Below are 26,200 nucleotides of genomic sequence, written 5' to 3'. Positions count from 1 at the left end.
GCTCAGACGATGAAGATGTCCGCCGCGGTCAGCGTGCTGCCGGCTGCGACGGTGGCGAACAGCACCTGCGCCGCGGCGCCGCTGCCGTCGGCGTCGAAGAACAGCTGACCGGCGGCTGCGTCGTAGATCACGCGGTCGCTCGCGTCGCCGGCCGCCGCGCCGAGGCGGAAGTCGGCGGCGGCGAGCTGGCCGACCGGGCCGATGCCGGCGAACACCGCGTCGTCGAGCTGCAGGCGGTCGTCCACCGCGGCGAAGTCGGCCAGGCGGTCGATGTTGGTGTTGGGGTCGGGCGCGGTGTTGAACACGAACGTGTCGGCGCCGCTGCCGCCCAGCAGCGAGTCGTCGCCGAGCCCGCCGTTCAGCGTGTCGTTGCCCGCGCCGCCACGCAGCGTGTCGTTGCCCGCCAGGCCGGTCAGCCGGTTGGCCGAGGCATTGCCGGTCAGCGTGTTGGCCAGCGTGTTGCCGATGCCGTTGGCCGCGGTGCCGGTGAGCACCAGGCGCTCGAGCTCGGCGCCGAGCGTCCAGTTCACGCCGGCGCGCACGGTGTCGATGTCGCCGCTGAACGGGGCGATCTCGACGATCACGTCGCCGGCGGAATCGACGACGTAGGTGTCGAAGCCGAAGCCGCCGATCAGCGTGTCGTTGCCCGCGCCGCCGTCGAGCACGTTGTTCACGTTGTTGCCGGTGAGGGTGTTGGCGAGCGCGTTGCCGCTGCCGTCGATGCGGGCGCTGCCGGTGAGCACCAGGCGCTCGAGATGGGCGCCGAGGGTCCAGTCGACCGCGCTGCGCACGGTGTCGATCTCGCCGCTGTCCGTGCCGGCCTCCTCGATCACGTCGCCCGCGGTGTCGACGACATAGGTGTCGTTACCGGTGCCGCCGACCAGCGTGTCGTTGCCGGCCCGGCCGTCGAGCAGGTCGGCGCCGGCCTGCCCCTGCAGCCGGTTGCCCACGCCGTTGCCGACGAGGCTGTCGTTCCCGCTGCCGCCGATCACCCCCTCGATGCTCGTCAAGGTGTCGCTGCCGTGCGCGCCGCCGGCCGTTCCGGTCGCCAGGTCGACGTTCACCGCCTGGGTGGCGCTGGCATAGGAGACAAGGTCGTAGCCCAGGGCGAGCCCTTGCGAGTCGTCGCCGCTCAGCTGGTCGTCGCCCGCGCCGCCGGTGAGCGTGTCGTCGCCGGCGCCGCCGATCAGCGTGTCCGCGCCGGACGCGCCGGCCAGGCGGTCGGCGCCGTCCAGGCCCTCGAGCTGGTTGGCCTGGGCGTCGCCGCTCAGCCGGTCGTTGCGCGACGAGCCGATGGCATGTTCGATGCCGATCAAGGTGTCGATCCCGTGGCCGGCGCCGCTGGCGCGCTGCGCCGCGAGGTCGACGCTGATGCCCGCCGCCGGGCCGGGGGCGCGGTCGTAGCGCACCGTGTCCGCACCCGCGCCGCCGTCGATGCGGTCGTTGCCGCCCCCGCCACTGAACTGGTCCGCCCGCTCGCTGCCGGTGAGGGTGTCGTCGAAGGCCGAGCCCACGGCACCGGACACCAGGATCAGCGTGTCCGTGCCGCCCAGGCCGTCGCTGGCCGTGCCGGCGGCGAGGTCCACCTCCACCGCGTCGGGGGCCGTTTCGTACACCGCCAGGCTGCGCCCCCAGTTGCCGTCGAGCGTGTCGTCGCCCAGGCCACCGTCGAGCTCGTTGAGGTCCATCTCGAACGTGTTGCTGAGGCTGCCGGCCAGCGAGTCGTCGCCGGCACCGCCGATCAAGGTGTCGGCGCCCCGGTGGCCGCGGATCGTGTCGTCGGCGGCGCTGCCGATGCAGCGGTCGGCGCGGGCCGACAGCGTGATGTCCAGGCGCTCGACGCCGCTGAGCACGACGCTGCCCAGCCCGCCGCCGAGCACGATCGGGGCGGCCGAGCCGAAGCCGGCGAACGAGAGGTCCAGCGGCAGCCCATTGACGCCCCGGTGGTTCACCTCCAGCGTGTCGATGCCGATGCCGCCGCGCAGCGTGTCGTTGCCGGCGCTGGCCACGAACCAGTCGTTCCCGGCGCCGCCCACGATCGAGTCGTTGTCGTCCAGGCCGGAGGTGAGGTTCCCGAAGAACCTGTCGTCGCCCGAACCGCCGATCAGCGTGTCGCCGAACCGCGAACCCGTCAGCTGGAAACCCTCGACGTCGATCAGCGTGTCGATGCCCCCCAGGCCGTCGGCCACGGTCGTGGTGCCGGGGCCGCCGGCGGCCGACGCGTCGAACAGCACACCCGCGCTCAGCTCGGGGTCGTCGAAGAAGTAGCGCACGCGGTCGCTGCCGGCGCCGCCGTCGATCCGGTCGTTGCCGGTCTCGCCACCGAGCAGGTCGTCGCCCTCGCCACCCAGCAGCGTGTCGTCGCCCAGGTGGCCGCTCAGCGTGTCGTTGCCGCTGCCGCCGTCCAGGCTGTCGGCGCCGTCGCCGGTGCCGTCGGAGACGCTCTGGGCGAACAGGCCACCGTACAGGCGGTCGTTGCCGGCGCCGCCCAGCAGGGTGTCGGCGCCGCCGCCGCCGCGCAGGTCGTCCCAGCCGTCGCGGCCGTCGATCAGGTCGGCGGCCAGCGACCCGAAGACAAGGTCCCCGCCGGCCGTCAGGGCCAGCTCGAGCCGCTCCATGGCCGTCAGCGTGACGCTGCCGAACGGTGCGCCGAGCTCGAGCGTGGTGCCCGCGATCCGGATGTCCAGGGTGGCCAGTGCCAGTTCCACCGGGGTCGTGTTCTGCGCGCCGAAGTCGCAGGCCAGCGTGTCGGTGCCGACGCCACCGTTCACGCTGTCGCTGCCGTCGGAGGCAATGAACCGGTCGTTGCCGGCGCCGCCGGCGAGGCTGTCATTGCCTGTGCCGCCGTCCAGCGTGTCGTCGCCGACGACGCCGCCGAGGGTGTCGTTCCCGGCGCCGCCGCGCAGCCAGTCGTGACTGTTCGCGCCGGTGAACGCGTCGCCCGCCGCCGTCAGGCCGACGTCCAGGCGCTCGATGCCGCCGACCGTCAGGGTTCCGAACGGCCCGCCGATCGCGATCACCGTGCCGGGCCCCTGCAGGTCGAGCCCGGCCAGCGAGAGCGTGACGGGCCCGGGAAACTGCTCGAAGCCGTAGTCGAGCCCGAGCGTGTCGGTGCCGCTGCCGCCGACGATGGTGTCGTCGCCGCCCAGCGGCGTGAACCAGTCGTTGCCGGCGCCGCCGACCAGCGAGTCGTCGTCGTTGCCCGCGCCGGCGATGCCGTCCTGGATCTGGTCGTCGCCGGCGCTGCCGATCAGGGTGTCGCCGAAGGCCGAGCCGATGATCAGGAAGCGCTCCACGTCCACCAGCGTGTCGGTGCCGCCGCGCCCGTCGGAGACGGTCGTCGTGCCGGGGCCGCCGGCGCCGCTCAGGCTGAAGCTCACGCCGGCGGCGAGCGCCAGCTCGTCGAAGCGGTAGGAGACGAGGTCGCTGCCGTCGCCACCGTCGAGCAGGTCGTCGCCGGCGTCGCCGCGCAGGTTGTCGTTGCCGATGCCGCCCAGCAGCGTGTCGTTGCCGGCGTTGCCGCGCATCAGGTCGTTGCCGGCGCCGCCGAGCAGGCTGTCGGCGCCGTCGAGGCCCGACGGGTCCTCGCCGCTGCTAGTGAGGTGGCCGAACAGCCAGTCGTCGCCGTCGCCGCCGATCAGCGTGTCGCCGCCGCCCGCTCCGGCGAGCGTGTCGGCGAAGGGCGAGCCGAACAGCTGCTCGTCGGTATCGTCTCCCGTGACCTGGCTCATGTGCATCTCCCTGTTGTGCCCGGATGCTAACGGGCTCCGTGTGGTGCTATGGTCGCGCCCGACACAGGGGGGCCGTCTTGCGCATCTGCTTCATCCACCAGAACCTGCCGGGCCAGTACCGCCACCTGATCGACGCGCTGCTCAAGCGCGGCGACGAGGTGGTGGGCATCGGCGAGCAGGCGGCCGTGGCGCGTCTGACCTTCCGCCACCCGAAGCTGCACCTGCTGAGCTACCGCATGCCCGAGGAGCCGGCGGCCGACAACCCGGTGCCGGCCCACCTGCGCGAGCTCGACCGCCAGGTGCACCGCGGCCAGATGGTGGTGCGCGCGCTGCACCTGCTGAAGCAGAAGAACCTGGTGCCGGACCTGGTCGTGGTGCACCCAGGCTGGGGCGAGGCGATGTTCGTGCGCGCCGAGCTGCCGGCCGTGCCCATGCTCGGCTACTGCGAGTTCTTCTACAAGGCCAGCGGCTCCGACTTCGGCTTCGATCCCGAATTCCCGAGCGCGGCGGCCGCGCTGCACCGGCTGCAGCTGCGCCGCATGCCGCACCTGCAGGCGCTGTACGACATGGACGCCGGCGTCTGCCCGACGCAGTGGCAGCGCGCGCAGTTCCCGGCCGAGTTCCAGCCCAAGCTCTCGGTGGTGCACGAGGGCGTGGACACCGACGCGCTGGTGCCCGATGCATCGGCCGAGCTGGTGCTGGGCGACTGGACGCTGCGCGCCGGCGACCCGATCGTGACCTACGTGGCGCGCAACCTCGAGCCCTACCGCGGCTTCCACATCTTCATGCGCTGCCTGCCGGAACTGCTGGCCAAGGTGCCGGAAGCGCGCGTGGTGATCGTCGGCGGCGACGAGGTCAGCTACGGCGTGCGCCTGCCGCCGGGCGACAGCTACCGCGCGCGCCTCCTGAAGGAACTCGGCGACCGGCTCGACACCACGCGCGTGCGCTTCACCGGCAAGCTGCCCTACGACCAGTACGCCCGCGTGCTGCAGGTCTCGGCGGTGCACGCCTACCTGACCTACCCGTTCGTGCTCTCCTGGTCGCTGCTGGAGGCGATGTCCAGCGGCTGCGCGGTGGTGGCCTCGCGCACCGCCCCGGTGGAAGAGGTGATCGTCGACGGCGAGAACGGCTGGCTGACCGATTTCTTCGATGCGCCGGCACTGGCCGCGAAGCTGGCCGAGGTGCTGGCGCGGCGCGGCGAGGTCGGCGCGGTGCGCGCGGCGGCGCGCGAGACGGTAGTGCAGCGCTACGACCTGAAGCGTGTCTGCCTGCCTGCCGGTCTGGCGCTGCTGGATCGCGCCGCGGGTCTCACGCCGGTGCCGCGATAGCCTCAGAGACCGGCCGGCGCTGCCTCGACGCGCACCCGAAACGGCAGCCAGCGTGCCGCGAAGGTGGCCAGGTGCTGCGGGTTGCCGGTGGTCTGCAGCAGCACGTCGGCGGCCCCGGCGACATCGCTCTCGGGCAGCGCCGCGGCGACACGCACGACCTGCGCGGCCACCGCCGCCGAGGTGTCGACCACGGCCACGCCGGGGCCGAAGGCGCGTTCGATGGCGGTGCGCACGAACGGGTAGTGCGTGCAGCCGAGCGCCACGGCCTCGACCCCGGCCGCGCTCAGGGGTCGCACATGGGATTCGATCAGCGCCAGCAGTGCCGGATCGTCGAGCTCGCCGGCCTCGATCGCATCGGCCAGGCCGATGCAGGCCCGCAACTGGACCGCCCGGCCGGGCGCCTCGCGTTCGAGCAGCGCGCGGAAACGCTCGCTGGCCAGCGTCGAGCGCGTGGCCATCACGCCGACCCGGCCGTTGCGGCTGAGCGCCAGCGCCGGCCGCAGGCCCGGCTCGACCCCCACCACCGGGCGCGGCGCGAGCTGCTCGCGCAGCTCGGCCACGGCCGCGGCGGTGGCGGTGTTGCAGGCCACGACGATCAGCTGCGCTCCCGCGTCCGACAGGTGCCGCGCGATGCGCAGGGCGCGCCCGCGGATCGTCGGCGTGTCCAGTTCGCCGTAGGGGGCCCAGGCCGAATCGGCCACGTAGTGCAGGCTGGCCCCGGGCAGGGCGTGGCGCACCGCCGCGAGGATGGACAGTCCGCCGACGCCGGAATCGAACAGACCGATGCGCTTCACGGGGCGGCAGTCTAAAGCGAGGGGTATTGCGGCCAGGGCGGCGCCGGTCATGTCTAAAATAGAACGATCGTGCTATTTTGTCCGCCTAGAATCTCCGAGTTAACGTAAACGTCAATCCAGAGGAGCGCGCATGAAGATCCTGGTCCCGGTCAAGCGCGTCGTCGACTACAACGTCAAGGTACGTGTGAAGTCCGACGGCACCGGCGTCGATATCGCCAACGTCAAGATGTCGATGAACCCCTTCGACGAGATCGCCGTGGAAGAGGCGGTGCGGCTGAAGGAGAAGGGCGTGGCCACGGAGATCATCGCGGTCTCCTGCGGCGTCACCCAGTGCCAGGAGACCCTGCGCACCGCGATGGCCATCGGCGCCGACCGCGCCATCCTGGTCGAGACCAGCGAGGAACTGCAGCCCCTGGCCGTGGCCAAGCTGCTGCACGCGCTGGTGAAGAAGGAACAGCCCGGCCTCGTGATCCTGGGCAAGCAGGCCATCGACGACGACTGCAACCAGACCGGCCAGATGCTGGCCGCACTCGCCGAGCTGCCGCAGGCCACCTTCGCCAGCAAGGTCGAGGTGGCCGACGGCCAGGCCCAGGTCACCCGCGAGGTCGACGGCGGCCTCGAGACCCTCTCGATCACCCTGCCGGCGGTGATCACCACCGACCTGCGCCTGAACGAGCCGCGCTACGTGACCCTGCCCAACATCATGAAGGCCAAGAAGAAGCCGCTGGAGACGCTCAAGCCGGTCGACCTGGGTGTGGACGTCGCTCCCCGCGTGAAGGGGCGGAAGGGGAGCGAGGCGCGCAAGCGCGGCGCGGGCGTCAAGGTGCCGGACGTCGCCACCCTCGTGGCGAAGCTGAAGAACGAAGCCAAGGTGATCTGAATGAGCGTCCTCGTCATTGCCGAACACGACCACGGCACCCTCAAGGGCGCCACGCTGAACACCGTCACCGCCGCGGCGGCGATCGGCGGCGACATCCACGTGCTGGTGGCCGGCCAGAACGCCGCCGGCGCCGCGCAGGCCGCGAGCCAGATCGCCGGCGTGGCCAAGGTGCTGCATGCCGACGGCGCGAGCCTCGCGGAGCAGCTTGCCGAGAACGTCGCCGCGCAGGTGCTGCAGATCGCGAAGCACTACGGCCATATCCTCTTCCCCGCCACCGCGCACGGCAAGAACGTCGCGCCGCGCGTGGCCGCGAAGCTGGACGTCGCGCAGGTCAGCGAGATCTCCAAGGTGATCTCGCCCGACACCTTCGAGCGCCCGATCTACGCCGGCAACGCCATCGCCACCGTGCAGAGCCAGGACGCCGTCAAGGTGATCACCGTGCGGGCCACCGGCTTCGACCCTGCGGCCCCGGGCGGCAGCGCCACCATCGAGACGATCGCCGCGGTGGCTGACAGTGGCAAGAGCAAGTACCTCGGCAGCGAGATCGCCAAGAGCGACCGGCCTGAGCTGACCGCGGCCAAGATCATCGTTTCGGGCGGCCGTGCCATGGGCAGCAGCGAGAAGTTCAACGAGGTGCTCACGCCGCTGGCCGACAAGCTCGGTGCGGCGCTGGGCGCCAGCCGCGCTGCGGTGGACGCGGGTTATGCCCCGAACGACTGGCAGGTCGGCCAGACCGGCAAGATCGTCGCGCCGCAGCTGTACGTGGCCTGCGGCATCAGAGGGGCGATCCAGCACCTGGCGGGCATGAAGGACTCCAAGGTGATCGTGGCGATCAACAAGGACCCGGAGGCCCCGATCTTCAGCGTCGCGGACTACGGCCTGGAGGCCGATCTGTTCGAGGCGGTGCCCGAGCTGGTCGCCAAGCTCTGAGCGCGGCGCACCGACGACCCAGCCCGTTCGCCGCAGTCGTGGGCCGACGGGCTTTTTCTTGCCTGCAAACATCGAGGACACCATCGTGAGCTACGTCGCCCCCGTGAAGGACATGCTGTTCGGCATGCAGCATCTGGCCGGCCTGGAGCAGGTCGCGCAGATGCCCGGCTTCGAGGACGCCGGGCTCGACACGGCGCAGGCCGTGCTCGAGGAATGCGCCAAGCTCAACGAAGGCGTGATCGCGCCGCTGAACTGGGAGGGCGACAAGTACCCCTCGAGCTGGCACGACGGCAAGGTGACCACGACGCCGGGCTTCAAGGACGCCTTCCGCCAGTTCGTCGAGGGGGGCTGGCAGGGGCTGCAGCACCCGGTGGATTTCGGCGGCCAGGGCCTGCCCAAGACCATCGGCGCGGCCTGCGGCGAGATGCTCAACAGCGCCAACCTCAGCTTCGCGCTGTGCCCGCTGCTGACCGACGGCGCGATCGAGGCGCTGCTGACCGCCGGCACGCCCGAGCAGCAGCAGACCTACATCCCGAAGATGATCTCCGGCGAGTGGACCGGCACGATGAACCTGACCGAGCCGCAGGCCGGCAGCGACCTCGCGCTGGTGCGCACCCGTGCCGAGCCGCAGCCTGACGGCAGCTTCAAGCTCTTCGGCACCAAGATCTTCATCACCTACGGCGAGCACGACATGGCGGGCAACATCGTCCACCTGGTGCTCGCGCGCGTGACCGGCGCGCCCGAGGGCGTGAAGGGCATCAGCCTGTTCATCGTGCCGAAGTTCCTGTTCAACGCGGACGGCTCGCTCGGCGCGCGCAACGACGTGCACTGCGTCAGCATCGAGCACAAGCTCGGCATCAAGGCGAGCCCGACGGCCGTGCTGCAGTTCGGCGACCGGGGCGGAGCCACTGGCTGGCTGATCGGCCAGGAGAACCGCGGCCTCGAGTACATGTTCATCATGATGAACGCGGCGCGCTATGCGGTGGGCGTGCAGGGCATCGCGATCGCCGAGCGGGCCTACCAGAAGGCGGTGGCCTACGCGAAGGACCGGGTGCAGTCGCGTCCGGTCGACGGTTCGATGCCGGGCAGCGCGCCCATCGTGCACCACCCGGACGTGCGGCGCATGCTGATGACCATGCGTGCGCAGACCGAGGCCTGCCGCGCGATGGCGCTGGTGGCCGCGGCCGCGTACGACGCCGCGCACCACCACCCGGACAAGGACACGCGCGCGCAGAACCACGCCTTCTACGAGTTCCTCGTGCCGCTGGTGAAGGGCTACTCGACCGAGATGAGCCTGGAGGTCGCGAGCCTGGGCGTGCAGGTGCACGGCGGCATGGGCTTCATCGAGGAGACCGGCGCGGCGCAGTACTACCGCGACGCGCGCATCCTGACGATCTACGAGGGCACCACCGCGATCCAGGCCAACGACCTGGTCGGCCGCAAGACCGCGCGCGACGGCGGCCAGGTGGCCAAGGGCATCGCCGGGCGCATCGCGCAGACCGAAGAGGCGCTGGTCGCGCGCAAGGACCCGGCCGCGGCGGTGATGGCGAAGCGCCTGCGCGCCGCACGCGAGGCCTTCGTGCAGGTGGTCGACTTCGTCGCCGGCCAGACCAAGGCCAGCCCGAACGCGGTGTTCGCCGGCTCGGTGCCCTACCTGATGCTGGCCGGCAACCTGGTGGCCGGCTGGCAGATGGGGCGCGCGCTGCTCGTCGCGCAGGACCAGCTCGCCAGCGGCACAGGCGACACGGCGTTCCTGAGCGCCAAGATCGCCACGGCGCGTTTCTACGCCGAGCACATCCTGACGCGCGTGCCCGCCCTGCGCGACGCCGTGCTCGAGGGCGGCGAGAGCGTCACGGCGCTGCCGGTCGACGCGTTCTGAGCCGGGAGCCCGCCTTGTCCCTGCCCCCGGTGCTTTCCCGCCTGGCGCTGCCGGTGATCGGCTCGCCGCTGTTCATCATCAGCAACCCGAAGCTCGTGATCGCGCAGTGCACCGCCGGCATCGTCGGCGCGATGCCGGCGCTGAACGCGCGGCCCGCGTCGCAGCTCGACGAGTGGCTGGCCGAGATCACCGAGGCCCTGGCCGCGCACGACCGCGCCCACCCGGACCGGCCGGCGGCGCCGTTCGCGATCAACCAGATCGTGCACAGGAGCAACGACCGGCTCGAGCACGACATGCAGGTCTGCGCCAAGTACAAGGTGCCGGTGGTGATCACCTCGCTGGGCGCACGCACCGACGTCAACGACGCGGTGCACGGCTGGGGCGGCATCGTGCTGCACGACATCATCAACGACACCTTCGCGCGCAAGGCGGTCGAGAAGGGCGCCGACGGGCTGATCGCCGTGGCGGCCGGTGCCGGCGGCCATGCCGGGGTCAAGAGCCCGTTTGCGCTGGTGCAGGAGATCCGGCGCTGGTTCGACGGGCCGATCGCGCTCTCGGGCGCCATCGCCAACGGCGGCGCGATCCTCGCCGCGCAGGCGATGGGCGCGGACCTGGCCTACATCGGCTCGGCCTTCATCGCGACCGACGAGGCACGGGCGAGCGACGAGTACAAGCAGGCGATCGTCGAGGGCACGTCCGACGACATCGTCTACTCGAACCTGTTCACCGGCGTGCACGGCAACTACCTGAAGCGCTCGATCCGCGCCGCGGGGCTCGACCCCGACAAGCTGCCCGAGAGCGACCCGAGCAAGATGAACTTCGGCGGTGGCGAGAGCGCCAAGAAGGCCTGGAAGGACATCTGGGGCAGCGGGCAGGGCATCGGCGCCATCGACAAGGTGGTGCCGGCGCGCGAACTCGTCGCGCGGCTGGCGGCCGAGTACGAGGCGGCGCGCCAGCGGCTGCTCAGCCGCTGATCTCCAGGCTGCAGTCGCAGCCGCTGCCCGAGGCGATCCAGCGCTTCACCAGGCCGCGCCACCAGCCGGCGCGCGCCAGCACGCCGCAGACGTAGCGCTGCGCCGCGTCGTCCCAGCGCAACAGGCGGTAGGCGCCGCGCCGCTTCAGGCTGAGCACCATGCCCAGCGGGCAGGGCTCGGCCAGGCAGCACACGCCGCAGCCGTTGCAGGCCGCGCCCGGCGCCGGTTTCAGCGGCGCGTCAGGATGGACGTGAATGATGCGCATCGAGGTCCCTGAGAGGAGACAGGAACATTCTGCGGCGCGGCCGGTGCGGACCATGCACCGAATTGAAGGGCTGTCGGCGCGGTGTTAGAGTCGCGCCCGTGACTCAGGGTCCTTCCCGTCCCCTTGTGCTGGTAACAGTCAAGGCGGGTCGCTAGTCCGCCAGCCGGTGAAGCCGTGTCGCGGAAGGTTTTTCAACCCACTACAGCGCTGGAAACCGGCGCGAGAGGTGAGCGAAGATGATGCAGCAATACAGGTCGAACTCGTACCTGTTCGGAGGCAATGCGCCGTACGTCGAGGAGATGTACGAGGCCTACCTCGACAACCCCGGGTCGGTGCCCGAGAACTGGCGAGCTTATTTCGACGCCCTGCAGCATGTGCCTGCGGTCGACGGCAGCAATGCCCGCGACGTGGCCCACGCCCCGGTGGTCGAATCCTTCGCCCAGCGTGCCAAGGCCAACGCCTTCGCCCTCAAGGCCAGTTCGGCCGAGCTGGCCGTCGCGCGCAAGCAGGTCCACGTCCAGTCGCTGATCGCGGCCTACCGCTCGCTCGGTGCCCGCTGGGCCGACCTCGATCCGCTCAAGCGCCAGGAGCGTCCCAAGATCCCCGAGCTGGAGCCGGCGTTCTACGACCTGAGCGAGTCCGACATGGACATCACGTTCAGCGCGACGAACACCTACTTCACCACCGCCGAGCAGCAGACCCTGCGCGAGATCCTGCAGGCGCTGCGCGAGACCTACTGCGGCACCATCGGTGCCGAGTTCATGCACATCACCGAGCCGACCGAGAAGCGCTGGTGGCAGCAGAAGCTCGAGTCGATCCGCAGCAAGCCCAACTTCACGGCCGAGGAGAAGAAGCACATCCTCGACCGGCTCACGGCCGCCGAAGGCCTGGAGCGTTACCTGCACACCAAGTACGTCGGCCAGAAGCGCTTCTCGCTCGAAGGCGGCGAGAGCTTCATCGCGGCGATGGACGAGGTGGTCCAGCGCGCCGGCGAGCGCGGCGTGCAGGAGATCGTGATCGGCATGGCCCACCGCGGCCGCCTGAACGTGCTGGTTAACACCCTGGGCAAGATGCCCAAGGACCTGTTCGCCGAGTTCGACCACACCGCCAAGGAAGACCTGCCGGCCGGTGACGTCAAGTACCACCAGGGCTTCTCGTCGGACGTGACGACGCCCGGCGGCCCGGTGCACCTGAGCCTGGCGTTCAACCCCTCGCACCTGGAGATCGTCAACCCGGTCGTCGAAGGCTCGGTCAAGGCACGCCTCGACCGCCGCGGCGACAAGGAAGGCGACACCGTGCTGCCCGTGCTGGTGCACGGCGACGCGGCCTTCGCCGGCCAGGGCGTGGTGATGGAGACGCTCGCGCTGGCCCAGACGCGCGGCTACTACACCGGCGGCACGGTGCACCTGGTGATCAACAACCAGATCGGCTTCACCACCAGCGACCCGCGCGACACGCGCTCGACGCTGTACTGCACCGACGTGGTCAAGATGATCGAGGCGCCGGTGCTGCACGTGAACGGCGACGACCCCGAGGCGGTCGTGCTGTGCACGCAGCTCGCGCTCGACTACCGCCAGGAGTTCAACAAGGATGTCGTCGTCGACATCATCTGCTTCCGCAAGCTCGGCCACAACGAGCAGGACACGCCGGCGCTGACCCAGCCGCTGATGTACAAGAAGATCGGCGTGCACCCGGGCACCCGCAAGCTGTACGGCGAGAAGCTGGTGACGCAGGGCATCCTGGCGCCGGAAGGCCCGGACGAGATGGTCAAGAGCTTCCGCGCCGCGATGGATGCGGGCAAGCACACCGTCGACCCCGTGCTGACCAACTACAAGAGCAAGTACGCCGTCGACTGGGCGCCCTTCCTGGGCCGCAAGTGGACCGACGCGGCCGACACCGCGCTGCCGCTCACCGAGATCAAGCGCCTGGCCGAGCGCATCACCACGCTGCCGGAGAAGTTCAAGGCGCACCCGCTGGTCGAGAAGGTGCTGGCCGACCGCGCGGCGATGGGCCGCGGCGAGATCAACGTCGACTGGGGCATGGGCGAGCACCTCGCCTTTGCCTCGCTGGTGGCCAGCGGCTATGCGGTGCGCCTGTCGGGCGAGGACTGCGGCCGCGGCACCTTCACGCACCGCCACGCGGTGCTGCACGACCAGAACCGCGAGAAGTGGGACGAGGGCACCTACACGCCGCTGTGCAACGTGGCGGAGAACCAGGCGCCGTTCGTCGTGATCGACTCGCTGCTGTCGGAGGAGGCGGTGCTCGGCTTCGAGTACGGCTACGCCTCGGCCGAGCCGAACACGCTGGTGATCTGGGAGGCGCAGTTCGGCGACTTCGCCAACGGCGCGCAGGTGGTGATCGACCAGTTCATCGCCGCCGGCGAGGTGAAGTGGGGCCGCGCCAACGGCATCACGCTGATGCTGCCGCACGGCTACGAGGGCCAGGGCCCGGAGCACAGCTCGGCGCGCCTGGAGCGCTTCATGCAGCTCGCCGCCGACAACAACATGCAGGTGGTGCAGCCCACCAGCGCGAGCCAGATCTTCCACGTGCTGCGCCGCCAGATGGTGCGCATGTTCCGCAAGCCGCTGGTGCTGATGACGCCCAAGAGCCTGCTGCGCAACAAGGACGCGACCTCGCCGCTGTCCGAGTTCACGCGCGGCGAGTTCAAGACGGTGATCCCGGAGGTCAATCCGGACATCAACGCCGACAAGGTCAAGCGCGTCATCGCCTGCTCGGGCAAGGTCTACTACGACCTCGTCAAGGCGCGTGTCGAGAAGAAGCAGCCGGACGTGGCCATCATCCGCGTCGAGCAGCTCTACCCGTTCCCGCACAAGGCCTTCGCGGCGGAGATGAAGAAGTACCCGAACGCGACCGACGTCGTGTGGTGCCAGGACGAGCCGCAGAACCAGGGCGCCTGGTTCTTCGTGCAGCACTACATCCACGAGAACATGCTCGAAGGGCAGAAGCTCGGCTACGCCGGCCGTCCGGCCTCGGCCTCGCCGGCGGTGGGTTACGCCCACCTGCACCAGGAGCAGCAGAAGGCGCTGCTCGACCAGGCCTTCGGCAAGCTCAAGGGCTTCGTCCTGACCAAGTGACCCCGCGACCGGGGCGGCGCGCGCTGCGCGGCGCTGCCTCGGCGTGCGCACGCACGCCCCCGCGCGGCATGAATCTCCGAGAGAAAGAACATGGCTATCGTTGAAGTGAAGGTCCCGCAACTGTCCGAATCGGTGGCGGAAGCGACCCTGCTGCAGTGGAAGAAGAAGCCCGGCGAAGCCGTGGCGATGGACGAGATCCTGATCGAGATCGAGACCGACAAGGTCGTTCTCGAGGTGCCGGCGCCGACCTCCGGCGTGATGGCGCAGATCGTCAAGAACGACGGCGAGAGCTGCGTCAGCGACGAGGTGATCGCCCGGATCGACACCGAAGGCAAGGCCGCGGTCAGCCCGCTCGAGGTCAAGCCGGTGGCCGCGCCGGCGGCCGCTCCCGCCGCGGCCCCGGCCGCTGCCGGCAAGGCCGGCGTGGCGATGCCGGCCGCCGCCAAGCTGATGGCCGACAACAACCTCGCTGCCGGCTCGGTGCCGGGCACCGGCAAGGACGGCCGCGTGACCAAGGGCGACGTGCTGGGTGCGCTCGAAGGCGGCGCCAAGGCCGCGGCGGTCCCTGCACCGGTGGCCGTGCCCGCGACACCTGCCGTCGCCAAGCCGCTGCCGAGCGTTGCCGCGCCGGTGGCGATGAATCTGGGCGAGCGCCCCGAGCAGCGCGTGCCGATGTCGCGCCTGCGGGCACGCGTCGCCGAGCGGCTGCTGCAGTCGCAGGCCACCAACGCCATCCTGACCACCTTCAACGAGGTCAACATGGCCCCGGTGATGGAGATGCGCAAGCGCTTCCAGGACAAGTTCGAGAAGGAGCACGGCGTCAAGATCGGCTTCATGAGCTTCTTCGTGAAGGCCGCGGTCGCCGCGCTGAAGAAGTACCCGGTGCTCAACGCCTCGGTGGACGGCAACGACATCGTCTACCACGGCTACTTCGACATCGGCATCGCGGTCGGCTCGCCGCGCGGCCTGGTGGTGCCGATCCTGCGCAACGCCGACCAGATGAGCTTCGCCGACATCGAGAAGAAGATCGCCGAGTTCGGCCAGAAGGCCAAGGACGGCAAGCTCTCGCTCGACGACCTCTCCGGCGGCACCTTCTCGATCAGCAACGGCGGCGTGTTCGGCTCGATGCTCTCGACGCCGATCATCAACCCGCCGCAGAGCGCGATCCTCGGCGTGCACGCGACGAAGGATCGTGCCGTGGTCGAGAACGGCCAGGTCGTGGTGCGCCCGATCAACTACCTCGCGATGAGCTACGACCACCGCATCATCGACGGCCGCGAGGCGGTGCTCGGCCTGGTGGCGATGAAGGAAGCGCTGGAAGACCCGGCGCGCCTCCTCTTCGACATCTGAGGGCGCCACGATGAGCACGAAGCAATTCGACGTCGTCGTGATCGGCGGCGGCCCGGGCGGCTACATCGGCGCGATCCGCGCCGCGCAGCTCGGCCTGAACACGGCCTGCATCGACGAGTGGAAGAACGACAAGGGCGGCCCGGCGCCGGGCGGCACCTGCACCAACGTCGGCTGCATCCCGAGCAAGGCGCTGCTGCAGTCCAGCGAGCACTACGAGCACGCCGGCCAACACTTCGCCGACCACGGCATCGGCCTGAAGGACCTGAGCATCGACGTCGCGAAGATGCTCAAGCGCAAGGACACCGTCGTCAAGCAGAACAACGACGGCATCCTGTACCTGTTCAAGAAGAACAAGGTCACCTTCTTCCACGGTCGCGGCTCGTTCGTGAAGGCGGTGGACGGCGGCTACGAGATCGCGGTCGCGGGTGCTGCGAACGAGACGCTCGTCGCGAAACACGTGATCGTGGCCACCGGCTCGAACCCGCGCCAGCTGCCGGGAGCGCCGTTCGACGAGGAGAAGATCCTGTCGAACGACGGCGCGCTGCGCATCCCGGCGGTGCCGAAGAAGCTCGGCGTGGTCGGCTCCGGTGTGATCGGCCTGGAGATGGGTTCGGTGTGGCGCCGCCTCGGCGCCGAGGTCACCATCCTCGAGGCGCTGCCGGGCTTCCTCGGCGCGGCCGACGAGCAGGTGGCCAAGGAGGCGCAGAAGGCCTTCGTCAAGCAGGGCCTGAAGTTCGAGTTCGGCGTCAACATCTCCGCGGTGAAGAGCGACAAGGCCGGCGTCACGGTGGCCTACACCAACGCCAAGGGCGAAGCGGCCTCGCTGGCCGTGGACAAGCTGATCGTCTCGATCGGCCGCGTGCCCAACACCACGGGGCTGAACCCGGAAGGCGTCGGCCTGAAGCTCGACGAGCGCGGCGCCATCGTCGTCGACGGCGACTGCCGGACCAACCTGCCCGGCGTCTGGGCGGTGGGCGACGTGGTGCGCGGCCCGATGCTCGCGCACAAGGCCGAGGAGGAGGGCGTCGCGGTGGCCGAGCGCATCGCCGGCCAGCACGGGCACGTCAACTTCGACACCATTCCCTGGGTCATCTACACCAGCCCGGAGATCGCCTGGGTCGGCCAGACCGAGCAGCAGCTCAAGGCCAGCGGCCGCGCCTACAAGGCCGGCAGCTTCCCGTTCATGGCCAACGGCCGTGCACGGGCGCTGGGCGACACGACCGGCTTCGTCAAGTTCCTCGCCGACGCGAAGACCGACGAGATCCTCGGCGTGCACATCGTCGGGCCGTTCGCGTCGGAGCTGATCGCCGAGGCGGTGGTGGCGATGGAGTTCAAGGCCAGCGCCGAGGACATCGCGCGCATCTGCCACGCCCACCCGAGCCTGTCGGAAGCGACGAAGGAGGCCGCACTCGCGGTCGACAAGCGCACGCTGAACTTCTGACGGACGTCGACCGCGCATGGGCGTCCGGCAGCTGTACCAGCAGACGCTCGCCGAACGCGGCTACGCGGCCGACCCGGCGCAGCTGCGCGCGGTGGCCGCGCTCGAGCGCTGCGAGAACGAGTGGGCCGACTACAAGGCCCGGCGCAACAATGCGCTGACCAAGCTGATCCGCCACCCGCCGCTGCCGCGCGGCGTCTACATGCACGGCGGCGTGGGCCGGGGCAAGAGCTTCCTGATGGACTGCTTCTTCACCTCGGTGCCGCTGACGCGCAAGACGCGGCTGCACTTCCACGAGTTCATGCGCGAGGTGCACCGCGAGCTCGCCGAGCTCAAGGGCGTGGTGAACCCGCTCAACGAGCTCGGCGCGCGCATCTCGCGGCGCCACCGGCTGATCTGCTTCGACGAGTTCCACGTCGCCGACGTGACCGACGCGATGATCCTGCACCGCCTGCTCGCGGCGCTGTTCGAGCACCGTGTCAGCATCGTCACGACCTCCAACTTCCACCCCGACGAGCTGTACCCGAACGGCCTGCACCGCGACCGCATCCTGCCGGCCATCGCGCTGCTCAAGGACAAGCTCGAGGTCATCGACGTCGACAACGGCACGGACTACCGGCGCCGCGCGATGGAGCATGTGCGGCTGTACCACACGCCGCTCGGAGCGGCCGCCGATGCCGAGATGGCGCAGGCCTTCGAGCGCCTCGCCGAGGCGCGCGACGAGGACCCCGTGCTGCGCATCGAGCACCGCGAACTGCGCGCGCGCCGGCGCGCCGGCGGCGTGGTGTGGTTCGACTTCAAGGTGCTGTGCGGCGGGCCGCGCTCGCAGAACGACTACCTCGAGATCGCCTCGCAGTTCCACACCGTGCTGCTGTCCGACGTGCCGCAGATGCCGCCGCGCCTGGCCTCCGAGGCGCGCCGCTTCACCTGGCTGGTGGACGTGCTGTACGACCGGCGCTGCAAGCTGATCCTCTCGGCCGAGGTGAGCGCCGAGCAGCTCTACACGGAAGGCCCGCTGGCGCACGAGTTCCCGCGCACGGTGTCCCGGCTGGCCGAGATGCAGTCGGCCGAGTTCCTCGCACTCGACCGCCGGACGGTGGACACTGCGCTGACATGAGACCGCTCGTCGCGCTCGCCGTACTCGCCCTGGGCGCCTGGCTGCCGCTGCACGCGGCCCAGCCGCCCGGCAGCGATGCGCAGGAGCGCGCGCGCATCGCCGCCGAGCGCCGGGCCGCCGAATCGGCCTACGCCGAACAGGTGCGCGAATGCCAGGGCCGCTTCGCGGTCACGCCCTGCATCGAGGAGGCACGGGCCGCGCGGCGCGAGAAGCTGATCGTGCTGCGCCGCCAGCAGGCCCTGCTCGACGAGGCGCAGCGCAAGCAGCGTGCCGCCGAGCGCATGGCGACGATCCGCGACAAGGTGAGCGCCGAGGAGTCGCGCCAGCGCCAGCCGGCCGGCGAGGCGCGCGCGCGGGAGGCACCGATGCGCATCGTCGCGCCTCGCGCCGGCCGCGCGGCCGTGACGCCGGCCGCGCCGGCCAGTGCCGCGTCGGCCGCACGCTCGGCGGCCGAGGAACGCAAGCGCGCACGCTACGAGGCGCGCCAGCGCGAGGCCCAGGCCCACCGCGAGGATGCGCAGCGCCGCGCCGCCGAGCGGGCCGCTTCGGGCAAGAAGCCGTCGGCGCCGCTGCCGCCGGCATCGGCGCCCTGAACCGCGGACCTTCCGACCCTCAGGCCAGCGCTTCGACGCGCACCAGCGCCAGCGACAGGTTGTCGCCGCCGCCACGGGCGCGCTGGCGCGCCTTGCTGACCAGCATCTCGCCGGCCTCGCGCGGGGGAAGCGCGTGCACGATCGCCCCCAGCTCGCGCGGGGTGAAGTAGTGCCACAGCCCGTCGCTGCAGGCGAGGATGCTGTCGCCGATCTCCAGGCGCTCGACGTGCCCGGGCGTGATCGGCGGGTCCTGGTGCGTGCCCAGGCAGCCGGTCAGCAGGTTCGACTGCGGGTGGTTGTTCGCCTCCTCCTCGCTGATCGAGCCCTCGGCGACGAGGCGCTGCACGTAGGAGTGGTCGAGCGTGCGCGACACCATCTCGGCGCCGCGGAAGTGGTAGACGCGCGAATCGCCGGCGTGGATCACGTGGCAGTCGCGTGCCGGCCCGATGATGAATGCGGCCACCGTGCTGTGCGGCTCCTCCTCGGAGGTGATCGCGGTCAGCTTGATCATCAGGTGCGACTCGAGCACCAGCTGCTTGAGCGCCTCGGCCGTGTCGTCGCGGTTCGGGGCGTAGCGTTCGAAGATCTGCTGCGCCGTCATGATCACCTGGTCGGCGGCCTTGCGCCCGCCGCTCTTGCCGCCCATGCCGTCGGCCACCACGCCCATCACGCAGCCCGGCACGCGCAGGTGCGGGTAGATCTGCACCTGGTCCTGCTGGTAGGCGCGGTCCCCCTTGTGGATGCCGGTGGCGGCGGACAGGCGGAAGCCGACGGACGTGGTGCTCATGGTCGAAAACTATAATCCCTCCCCTGCCTGCGGACCGGCCGAATTCCGCGACCTTCGTCGCGCGCCGATGGACAACGACCTGCATTCCCTGCCGCGCCGGCTGATCGAACTGCGCATCGAACATGCAGACCTCGACAGCCTGATCGACCGCGCGGCCGAGGAACGGCCGCTCGACGAGCTCGCCCTGCGTCGCCTCAAGAAGCGCCGGCTGATGCTGCGCGACATGATCGCGCGCCTCGAGGCCGAGCTCGATCCGCCCGAGCCGGCATGACGCTGTCGCTGGTCCGGGCCAGCCACGACGCGCTGGCCGCCGGCGGCGCGCTGGCGCGTGCCGATGCGCGCCACGTCGAGCGCAGCGCGCAGCTGCAGATGGCACAGGCCGTGGCCGAGGCGATCGAGGCGCGCGAGAGCCTGGTGGCCGAGGCCGGCACCGGCGTCGGCAAGACCTACGCCTACCTGGTGCCGACGCTGCTGTCCGGGGCCCGCGCGCTGGTCAGCACGGCCACCAAGAGCCTGCAGGACCAGCTCTTCCTGCGCGACCTGCCGCGCCTGCGCGATGCGCTGCAGGTGCCGGTGACGATCGCGCTGCTCAAGGGCCGCGCCAGCTACCTGTGCCACCACCGCCTGGCGCAGGCGCGCCACTCGGCCACGCTGCCCGACCGCTTCGCGGTGCGCACGCTCGCCAAGGTCGAGCAATGGGCGCAGACCACCGCCACCGGCGACCTGGCCGAGATGGAAGGCCTGGACGAACGCAGCAGCGTGATCCCGCTGGTCACCTCGACGCGCGAGAACTGCCTCGGCAGCGAATGCCCGGAGTACAAGCGCTGCCACGTCGTGCGGGCGCGGCGCGAGGCGATGGCGGCGGACCTGGTGGTGGTCAACCACCACCTGTTCTTCGCCGACATGGCCCTGCGCGACAGCGGCGTGGCCGAGCTGCTGCCCAGCGTCGAGGTGGCGGTGTTCGACGAGGCGCACCAGCTTGCGGAGGCGGGTGTGCAGTTCCTCGGCACCACGCTCGGCAGCGCGCAGGCGATCGACTTCGCGCGCGACATGCTCGGCGCCGGGCTGCAGCAGGCGCGTGGCCTGGTGCCCTGGCCGGAGCTGTCGGCCGGCGTCGACCGCGCCGCGCGCGAGCTGCGCCTGGCGGTGGCCGGCCCGCTGCGCGAGTTGCGCGGCACGCTCAAGCTGCGCTGGGAGGAACGTGCCGGCCGCGCCGAGTTCGTCGACGCGCTCGCCGCGCTCGGGCGCGCCTGCCGGTCGGCGGCCGAGGGGCTGGCCACGGTCAGCGAGCTCGCGCCGGACTTCGTCAAGCTCGGGGAGCGGGCGCTCGGCCTGGCGGCGCTGGCCGATCGCTTCGCCGCCGAGGCGGCCACCGGCCAGGTGCGCTGGATCGACGTCTCGCCGCACCAGGCGCGGCTGGTCGAGTCGCCGCTGGACATCCGCGACGCGCTGCGCGAGCAGCGCAGCACCGGGCGCCGGGCCTGGATCTTCACCTCCGCGACGCTCGGCGACGACGAGCGCCTGAGCTGGTTCACCGAGGCCGCCGGCCTGGAGGATGCGCGCGCCCTGCGCGTGGGCAGCCCGTTCGACTACCCGGCGCATGCGCGGCTGTACATCCCGGCCGGCTTTCCCAAGCCCAACGAACCGCGCCATGCCGCGAGCGTGGCGCTGCTGGCCTCGCGCTGCGCGCGGGCGCTCGGTGGCCGCACCTTCGTGCTGACGACCACGCTGCGCGCGCTGCAGGCGATCGGCGACGCGCTGCGCGCCGAGTTCGAGGCCCACGGCGACGCGCTGCAGGTGCTGGTGCAGGGCCAGGCGCCCAAGCGCGCGCTGATGCAGCAGTTCCTGGCCGAGCCGCGCTCGGTGCTGGTGGGCTCGCAGAGCTTCTGGGAGGGCATCGACGTGGTCGGCGACGCGCTGCAGTGCGTGCTGATCGACAAGCTGCCGTTCCCGCCGCCCAACGACCCGCTGGTGGAGGCGCGCGTCAAGCGGCTCGAGGCACGGGGCCGCAACGCCTTCGCCGACTACTTCATCGCCGAGGCGGCGGTGTCGCTCAAGCAGGGGGCCGGGCGGCTGATCCGCAGCGAGACCGACCGCGGCCTGCTGGTGGTGTGCGACCCGCGCATGGCGGGCATGAACTACGGGCGCCGCCTGCGCGAGGCGCTGCCGCCGATGACACGCGTGCCCGACGAGGCGTCGGCCCTGGCCTGGCTGGAAACGCTGGCGGCGTGCGAGGCGGGCTGAGCGGCTACCAGAACTGCCACCAGGCGCGTGCGCGTTCCTTCGAGAGGCCCTGCGCGGCGAAGCGGCTGTCGGGGAAGTTCTTCTGCAGCACGCGCGCGGCATCGTCGCGCAGCTCGCTCAGGCCGAGCCGGTCGTAGCTCTGCACCATGATGTAGAGCGCCTCCTCGACCGAGGGGGTGGTCTGGAACTCCAGCAGCGTCTGCTGCGCGCGGTTCGCGGCGGCCACGTAGGCGCCGCGCCGGAAGTAGTAGCGCGCCACGTGCACCTCGTAGGCGGCCAGCGAGTTGACGATGTAGTTCATGCGCTGGCGCGCATCCTGGGCATACACCGAGTTCGGGAACTGGTCGACCAGCTGCTTGAAGGACTGGAAGGCGTCGCGCGCGGCCTGCTGGTCGCGCTCGGACAGGTCCTGGCGCGACAGGCTGCCCAGGATGCCGAGGTTGTCGTTGAAGTTGACCAGGCCCTGCAGGTACATCGCGTAGTCCAGGCCCGGGCTGCTGGGGTGCAGCTTGATGAAGCGCTCCAGCACCGACAGCGCCTGCGCCTTCTCGCCGGTCTTGTAGAGCACGTAGGCACGCTCGATCTGCGCCTGCTGCGCCAGCGGCGTGCCGGCGGCGCGGCCCTCGAGCCGCTCGAGCAGCTTGGCCGCGCGGTCGTAGCTGCCTGCGGCCAGCTCGTCCTTGGCCTCTGCATACAATTTCTCGGGGCTCCAGTTGGCCGTCTCGTCCGGCGGCGTCGAGCCGCAGGCGGCCAGCATCACGGTGGCAGCCAGCAGCAGGGCAGGGGAGCGGAGCAGTCGCATCGGGTCGTCGGTGCGGCGCGGCAGGAGGCGGCGCACGAGGCGTCAGGAGAAGCGAGCGATTATATGGTTGACCCCCTCGCCGACCCCTCGGCGGACGGCCCCGCGGAGCCCGGCAGCGAGGAGCCCGAGCGGCGCAGCGCGACGGTGGGCGCGCAGCAGCACGGCGAGCGGCTCGACAAGCTGCTGGTGGCGCTGGCCGGGGAGTTCTCGCGCAGCCACCTGCAGACGCTGATCGCGAAGGGGCATGTGCGGGTCGATGACCGCGTCGCGGACGCCGCGTCGCGCCGTGTCAAGGCGGGGCAGCGTGTCGAGGTGCTGCTCGTGCCCACCGAGGAGAGCCGCGCCTTCGTCCCGCAGGCCATTGCGCTGCAGATCGTGCACGAGGACGAGGCGCTGCTGGTGCTCGACAAGCCGGCCGGCCTGGTGGTGCACCCGGCGGCGGGCAACTGGTCCGGAACGCTGCTCAACGCGCTGCTGGCCCATCACCGCGGCGCGGCGGCCCTGCCGCGCGCCGGCATCGTGCACCGGCTCGACAAAGACACCTCCGGCCTGATGGTGGTGGCCAAGACGCTGCCGGCGATGACCGCGCTGGTGCGCGCCATCGCCGCGCGCGAGGTGCAGCGCCGCTACCACGCGATCGCCCACGGCGCGGTGGCCGAGGCGGCCTTCAGCATCGAGGCGCCGATCGGCCGCGACCCGCGCTCGCGGGTGCGCATGGCCGTGCTGGCGGGCGGCAAGCCGGCCCGCACCGATGTCGAGCGGGTCGCCGTCGGGCAGGGCTGCAGCGCGCTGCGCTGCACCCTGCACACCGGGCGCACGCACCAGATCCGCGTGCACCTCGCGCAGCGCGGCCACGCGCTGGTGGCCGATGCGCTTTACGGCGGCGCGCCGGCGCTCGGCATGGTGCGCCAGGCCCTGCATGCGCAGCACCTGGCGTTCGTGCATCCGGTGAGCGGCAGGGCGCTTGCGTTCGAGGCGCCGGCGCCGCCGGACTTCGAGGCGGCCTGGCAGGCGGTGTTGCGCGCGGCGTGAATTCCTGAACGGGGCCGCGGCGCCTTGGGTACAATGCCGCCATTCGCTCCGACCCGCCTCGCCGCCCATGGGGTGGTGCAACAGGGTCGAGAGCCGGTGAGCAAGCCGGGCCAGGAGGTCCGGCGGCCCGGGTCGCAGAGAGGTACGCGGCCCGATCGCCGAGGGTGATGCGCCATGCGCCGCCCCGGCTCCAAGCAACACCAGGCTACGAACCGGCCGGCTGCACCCGGCCCAGGATTTGACAGGATCCATGAACACACAGGATGCCAAGCGCGTCCTCGAGACCGCGCTCATCTGCGCGAGCCAGCCGCTGCACCTGCGCGACATGCGCAGCCTGTTCGCCGACGAGCTGGGCCCGGACACCCTGCGTGCGCTGCTCGACGAGCTCACGCGCGAGTGGGAGGGGCGCGGCGTCGAGCTGGTGGCACTGGCCAACGGGTGGCGCTTCCAGAGCCGGCCCGAGATGCGCGAATTCCTCGACCGGCTGAACCCCGAGAAGCCGCCCAAGTACTCGCGGGCGGTGATGGAGACGCTGGCGATCATCGCCTACCGCCAGCCGGTGACGCGCGGCGACATCGAGGAGATTCGCGGCGTCACCGTCGCCAGCCAGATCATCAAGCAGCTCGAGGACCGCGGCTGGGTCGAGGCGATCGGCTACCGCGAGGCTCCGGGCCGGCCGGCGCTGTTCGCGACCACGCGCCAGTTCCTCGACGACCTGGGCCTGGCCAGCCTCGAGCAACTGCCCACGCTCGAAGGCGCCCCCTCCGCCGGCGCAATGCTGGCCGAGGTGCTGCCGCAGCAGCCCGCACTGATCGAAGCCCAGGGCTCGCTGCCCCTGGACGAGGCGGCCCCCGCGGCCGAGGCCGCGGCCGCTGAAGGGCCCCTCGCCGAGCCTGCCCCCGTCGACGCCGCGCCCGTCGACGCCGCGCCCGCCGAACCGGTGTCTGCCGAAGCGCCGGTTGCCGACGCCTCCCCCGAATCCCCGCTCCCCGATGTCCCCGTCGAGCCCGCGGCCCCGTCCGCCCCGTTGGAACCCGAAGCATGAACGCCACGCCCGAATCCCTGCCTGATCCGACCGACGAAACGGTCGACAAGCCGGTGGAGTCGCCCGCACCCAAGCCCGCGCGCAAGCGCCGCGTGGCGGCGGCCACGGACGCGGCAGCTCCTGCTGCCGAACCGGCCGGCGAGAGCGAGACCCCGGCGCCCAAGCCGAAGCGGGCGCCGCGCAAGAAGGTGGCGGCGGCGTCGGCCGAGGCGGTGGATGCCGCGCCGGCGCCGGCAGTGGCTGTCGAGGCCCCGCCGGCGGCCGAGCGCATGCCGGCCGCCGAGCCGCCGCGCGAAGCCGCTGTGGTGGAGTCGGCCGTGGCACCCGCGGTGGCCCCCGAACCCGAGGCCGCGCCGGGCGAGGCGACCGCGGCAGACGATGCCGACGCGGCCCACGGCGACGCCGACGGCGACGACGAACGCCGCGGCCGGCGCCGCAACCGCCGCGATCGCCGTCGCGGCGAGCGGCCCGAAGGCAGCCCCGATCCGGCCGCTGCGGTCGCGGAGCGCAGCGGCGAGCTGTTCGCCGAGGTGCTGGCCGGAACCTTCGACAGCGAGGCCGAAGCGCCGGCCGAGGAAGCCGCCCCGGTGGTGGAGCCCCCCGCCGCCGAGCCGGATGCCGCCGCCGAGCCGCACAAGCGCGTGCTGGCCGCCGACCCGGACGCCCCCAAGCTGCAGAAGGTGCTGGCCCAGTCCGGCATCGGCTCGCGGCGCGACATGGAGGAGCTGATCACGGAAGGCCGCATCACGGTCAACGGCGAGCCGGCGCACGTGGGCCAGCGCATCTCGTTCGGCGACCGCATCGCGCTCGACGGCAAGCCGGTCAAGGTGCGCATCCAGCCGCCGCCGCCGCGCGTGATCGCGTATCACAAGCCGGTGGGCGAGGTCGTCACGCACGACGACCCGCAGCAGCGCCCGACCGTGTTCCGCCGCCTGCCGCGCCTGCAGCAGGGCAAGTGGCAGTCGGTCGGCCGGCTCGACATCAACACCGAGGGCCTGCTGCTGTTCACCACCTCCGGCGAACTGGCCAACCAGCTGATGCACCCGCGCTTCGGCGTCGAGCGCGAGTACGCCGTGCGCGTGCTGGGCACGCTGACCGAGGAGCAGCGCGAGCAGCTGCTCGAGGGCGTCGAGATCGAGGGCCAGCAGGCCTCGTTCCGCTCCATCGTCGACGGGGGCGGCGAGGGCGTGAACCACTGGTACCGCGTCGTCATCACCGAGGGCCGCAACCGCGAGGTGCGCAAGCTGTTCGACGCCGTCGGGCTGACGGTCAGCCGGCTGATCCGCATCCGCTACGGCAACGTGGTGCTGCCGCGCGGGCTCAAGCGCGGTGTGTGGGTCGACCTGCCCGAAGGCGACGTGCGCGCCATCCGGCGCCTGGCCCAGGGCCCGCGCGACGGCCAGGGGCAGAACCGCGGCAACGAGCCGCAGCGCCAGAAGCCGCGCAACGAACGGCAGGCCGGCCGGCCCGACCGGCCCGACCGGGGCGACCGCAACCGCAACGCGCCGCCGCCGCGCGACCAGCGCGAGCCGCGCGAGCCGCGCGAACCCGGCTTCGAGGACGAGGACGACTTCGACATCGATCCGGCCCGCATCCCGAACCCGCTCGAGCAGACCTTCGACAAGCGCTTCGTGCAGAACCCGCGCACCGGGGTCGGCGGTCGCGGTTTCTCGCGCGGCGGCGGCGGCTTCGGTCCGGGCGGCAGCAGTCCCGCGCAGGGCGGTGGCCAGAAGAAGGGCGGCCCGAAGCAGCCCGACCCGATGCAGACCTCGGTCGGCTACATCGGCGGCGATGCCTTCCATCGCAAGAACCGTGGCGGCCGGGGCGGCAACCGCGGCGGCGGCGGCGGGGGCGGCTTCGGGGGCTTCGGCGGTGGTGGTGGCGGCGGCGGCGGAGGCCGCCGTGGCGGGCGCTAA

General features: G+C 71.4%; 20 protein-coding genes. 15 read left to right on the top strand and 5 right to left on the bottom strand.

Translation table 11 applies throughout. From position 1 onward, the window contains the following. Positions 1-2: 2 nt before the first annotated feature. Complete coding sequence (locus D9C15_RS05805) at positions 3-3,731, bottom strand: beta strand repeat-containing protein (protein WP_164886658.1); 3,729 nt, start codon at positions 3,729-3,731, stop codon at positions 3-5. A gap of 77 nt (positions 3,732-3,808) precedes the next feature. Here D9C15_RS05805 and D9C15_RS05800 point away from each other — a divergent pair, with 77 nt between their 5' ends. Further along, entirely contained in the window at positions 3,809-5,059 is a 1,251-nt protein-coding gene (locus D9C15_RS05800) for a glycosyltransferase (RefSeq protein ID WP_127996498.1), read from the top strand. Between the two features lie 2 nt (positions 5,060-5,061). Here the strand turns inward: D9C15_RS05800 and murI are convergent, their stop codons facing one another. Beyond that, entirely contained in the window at positions 5,062-5,853 is a 792-nt protein-coding gene (gene murI, locus D9C15_RS05795) for a glutamate racemase (protein WP_164886657.1), read from the bottom strand. Between the two features lie 130 nt (positions 5,854-5,983). On the opposite strand from murI, the gene D9C15_RS05790 reads away from it, so the two are divergent. The 4 genes from D9C15_RS05790 to D9C15_RS05775 all read left to right on the top strand — a co-directional run bounded on the left by D9C15_RS05790 (position 5,984) and on the right by D9C15_RS05775 (position 10,516). After that, entirely contained in the window at positions 5,984-6,733 is a 750-nt protein-coding gene (locus tag D9C15_RS05790) for an electron transfer flavoprotein subunit beta/FixA family protein (RefSeq protein WP_127996496.1), read from the top strand. Then, the gene (locus tag D9C15_RS05785) at positions 6,734-7,663 is read left to right on the top strand and encodes an electron transfer flavoprotein subunit alpha/FixB family protein (RefSeq protein WP_127996495.1); all 930 of its coding nucleotides are present in this window, start codon (positions 6,734-6,736) and stop codon (positions 7,661-7,663) included. 85 nt (positions 7,664-7,748) lie between these two features. Continuing rightward, positions 7,749-9,542, top strand: a complete 1,794-nt coding sequence (locus D9C15_RS05780) for an acyl-CoA dehydrogenase (protein WP_127996494.1) — start codon at positions 7,749-7,751, stop codon at positions 9,540-9,542. 14 nt (positions 9,543-9,556) lie between these two features. After that, the gene (locus D9C15_RS05775; protein WP_127996493.1) at positions 9,557-10,516 is read left to right on the top strand and encodes an NAD(P)H-dependent flavin oxidoreductase; all 960 of its coding nucleotides are present in this window, start codon (positions 9,557-9,559) and stop codon (positions 10,514-10,516) included. Here the strand turns inward: D9C15_RS05775 and D9C15_RS05770 are convergent. After that, a complete protein-coding gene (locus tag D9C15_RS05770; RefSeq protein ID WP_127996492.1) occupies positions 10,506-10,781 on the bottom strand; it encodes a hypothetical protein in 276 nt (91 codons plus the stop codon). The two genes, D9C15_RS05775 and D9C15_RS05770, sit on opposite strands and share 11 nt — an antisense overlap. A 236-nt stretch (positions 10,782-11,017) precedes the next feature. Here D9C15_RS05770 and D9C15_RS05765 point away from each other — a divergent pair, with 236 nt between their 5' ends. From D9C15_RS05765 to D9C15_RS05745, 5 genes are all read left to right on the top strand, one after another. After that, positions 11,018-13,876, top strand: coding sequence for a 2-oxoglutarate dehydrogenase E1 component (locus tag D9C15_RS05765; RefSeq protein ID WP_127996491.1), 2,859 nt, complete (start codon positions 11,018-11,020; stop codon positions 13,874-13,876). A gap of 90 nt (positions 13,877-13,966) precedes the next feature. Beyond that, entirely contained in the window at positions 13,967-15,226 is a 1,260-nt protein-coding gene (gene odhB / locus D9C15_RS05760) for a 2-oxoglutarate dehydrogenase complex dihydrolipoyllysine-residue succinyltransferase (RefSeq protein ID WP_127996490.1), read from the top strand. Positions 15,227-15,236: 10 nt separating this feature from the next. Then, entirely contained in the window at positions 15,237-16,667 is a 1,431-nt protein-coding gene (gene lpdA, locus D9C15_RS05755) for a dihydrolipoyl dehydrogenase (RefSeq protein ID WP_127996489.1), read from the top strand. A 16-nt stretch (positions 16,668-16,683) separates the two neighbouring features. After that, positions 16,684-17,781: a cell division protein ZapE gene (gene zapE / locus D9C15_RS05750; RefSeq protein WP_127996488.1), complete on the top strand. Its 1,098-nt coding sequence runs from the start codon at positions 16,684-16,686 to the stop codon at positions 17,779-17,781. Then, the gene (locus D9C15_RS05745; RefSeq protein ID WP_127996487.1) at positions 17,778-18,374 is read left to right on the top strand and encodes a hypothetical protein; all 597 of its coding nucleotides are present in this window, start codon (positions 17,778-17,780) and stop codon (positions 18,372-18,374) included. Before zapE ends, D9C15_RS05745 begins: the two co-directional genes overlap by 4 nt. A gap of 19 nt (positions 18,375-18,393) precedes the next feature. On the opposite strand, the gene D9C15_RS05740 is transcribed toward D9C15_RS05745, so the two are convergent. Then, entirely contained in the window at positions 18,394-19,161 is a 768-nt protein-coding gene (locus D9C15_RS05740; RefSeq protein ID WP_127996486.1) for a PP2C family protein-serine/threonine phosphatase, read from the bottom strand. A 67-nt stretch (positions 19,162-19,228) separates the two neighbouring features. Here D9C15_RS05740 and D9C15_RS05735 point away from each other — a divergent pair, with 67 nt between their 5' ends. After that, positions 19,229-19,432, top strand: coding sequence for a YdcH family protein (locus D9C15_RS05735; RefSeq protein WP_112191416.1), 204 nt, complete (start codon positions 19,229-19,231; stop codon positions 19,430-19,432). Continuing rightward, the gene (yoaA, locus tag D9C15_RS05730) at positions 19,429-21,405 is read left to right on the top strand and encodes a DNA repair helicase YoaA (RefSeq protein WP_127996485.1); all 1,977 of its coding nucleotides are present in this window, start codon (positions 19,429-19,431) and stop codon (positions 21,403-21,405) included. The genes D9C15_RS05735 and yoaA overlap by 4 nt, the downstream gene beginning before the upstream one ends. Positions 21,406-21,409: 4 nt before the next feature. On the opposite strand, the gene D9C15_RS05725 is transcribed toward yoaA, so the two are convergent. After that, positions 21,410-22,201 carry an outer membrane protein assembly factor BamD gene (locus D9C15_RS05725; protein WP_127996706.1) on the bottom strand — a complete coding sequence of 264 codons (792 nt, stop codon included), beginning with the start codon at positions 22,199-22,201 and terminating at the stop codon, positions 21,410-21,412. 69 nt (positions 22,202-22,270) lie between these two features. Here D9C15_RS05725 and D9C15_RS05720 point away from each other — a divergent pair, with 69 nt between their 5' ends. The 3 genes from D9C15_RS05720 to D9C15_RS05710 all read left to right on the top strand — a co-directional run bounded on the left by D9C15_RS05720 (position 22,271) and on the right by D9C15_RS05710 (position 26,200). After that, positions 22,271-23,239, top strand: a complete 969-nt coding sequence (locus D9C15_RS05720; protein WP_127996484.1) for an RluA family pseudouridine synthase — start codon at positions 22,271-22,273, stop codon at positions 23,237-23,239. A gap of 250 nt (positions 23,240-23,489) precedes the next feature. Next, positions 23,490-24,284, top strand: a complete 795-nt coding sequence (gene scpB / locus D9C15_RS05715; protein ID WP_127996483.1) for an SMC-Scp complex subunit ScpB — start codon at positions 23,490-23,492, stop codon at positions 24,282-24,284. After that, positions 24,281-26,200: a pseudouridine synthase gene (locus D9C15_RS05710; RefSeq protein WP_127996482.1), complete on the top strand. Its 1,920-nt coding sequence runs from the start codon at positions 24,281-24,283 to the stop codon at positions 26,198-26,200. Before scpB ends, D9C15_RS05710 begins: the two co-directional genes overlap by 4 nt.

Source organism: Piscinibacter defluvii, from assembly GCF_004011805.1.
Lineage (GTDB): Bacteria > Pseudomonadota > Gammaproteobacteria > Burkholderiales > Burkholderiaceae_C > Piscinibacter > Piscinibacter defluvii.
This window is presented reverse-complemented; position numbering and strand designations above follow the sequence as displayed.

What these genes read in the sequence shown, in the direction of transcription:
- scpB (WP_127996483.1), top strand. Translation starts at nt 23,490, where the DNA reads ATGAACACACAGGATGCCAAGCGCGTCCTCGAGACCGCGCTCATCTGC.
- D9C15_RS05745 (WP_127996487.1), top strand. Translation starts at nt 17,778, where the DNA reads ATGAGACCGCTCGTCGCGCTCGCCGTACTCGCCCTGGGCGCCTGGCTG.
- zapE (WP_127996488.1), top strand. Translation starts at nt 16,684, where the DNA reads ATGGGCGTCCGGCAGCTGTACCAGCAGACGCTCGCCGAACGCGGCTAC.
- D9C15_RS05765 (WP_127996491.1), top strand. Translation starts at nt 11,018, where the DNA reads ATGATGCAGCAATACAGGTCGAACTCGTACCTGTTCGGAGGCAATGCG.
- lpdA (WP_127996489.1), top strand. Translation starts at nt 15,237, where the DNA reads ATGAGCACGAAGCAATTCGACGTCGTCGTGATCGGCGGCGGCCCGGGC.
- D9C15_RS05710 (WP_127996482.1), top strand. Translation starts at nt 24,281, where the DNA reads ATGAACGCCACGCCCGAATCCCTGCCTGATCCGACCGACGAAACGGTC.
- yoaA (WP_127996485.1), top strand. Translation starts at nt 19,429, where the DNA reads ATGACGCTGTCGCTGGTCCGGGCCAGCCACGACGCGCTGGCCGCCGGC.
- D9C15_RS05805 (WP_164886658.1), bottom strand. Translation starts at nt 3,731, where the DNA reads ATGAGCCAGGTCACGGGAGACGATACCGACGAGCAGCTGTTCGGCTCG.
- D9C15_RS05770 (WP_127996492.1), bottom strand. Translation starts at nt 10,781, where the DNA reads ATGCGCATCATTCACGTCCATCCTGACGCGCCGCTGAAACCGGCGCCG.
- D9C15_RS05740 (WP_127996486.1), bottom strand. Translation starts at nt 19,161, where the DNA reads ATGAGCACCACGTCCGTCGGCTTCCGCCTGTCCGCCGCCACCGGCATC.
- D9C15_RS05785 (WP_127996495.1), top strand. Translation starts at nt 6,734, where the DNA reads ATGAGCGTCCTCGTCATTGCCGAACACGACCACGGCACCCTCAAGGGC.
- D9C15_RS05790 (WP_127996496.1), top strand. Translation starts at nt 5,984, where the DNA reads ATGAAGATCCTGGTCCCGGTCAAGCGCGTCGTCGACTACAACGTCAAG.
- odhB (WP_127996490.1), top strand. Translation starts at nt 13,967, where the DNA reads ATGGCTATCGTTGAAGTGAAGGTCCCGCAACTGTCCGAATCGGTGGCG.
- D9C15_RS05720 (WP_127996484.1), top strand. Translation starts at nt 22,271, where the DNA reads ATGGTTGACCCCCTCGCCGACCCCTCGGCGGACGGCCCCGCGGAGCCC.
- D9C15_RS05735 (WP_112191416.1), top strand. Translation starts at nt 19,229, where the DNA reads ATGGACAACGACCTGCATTCCCTGCCGCGCCGGCTGATCGAACTGCGC.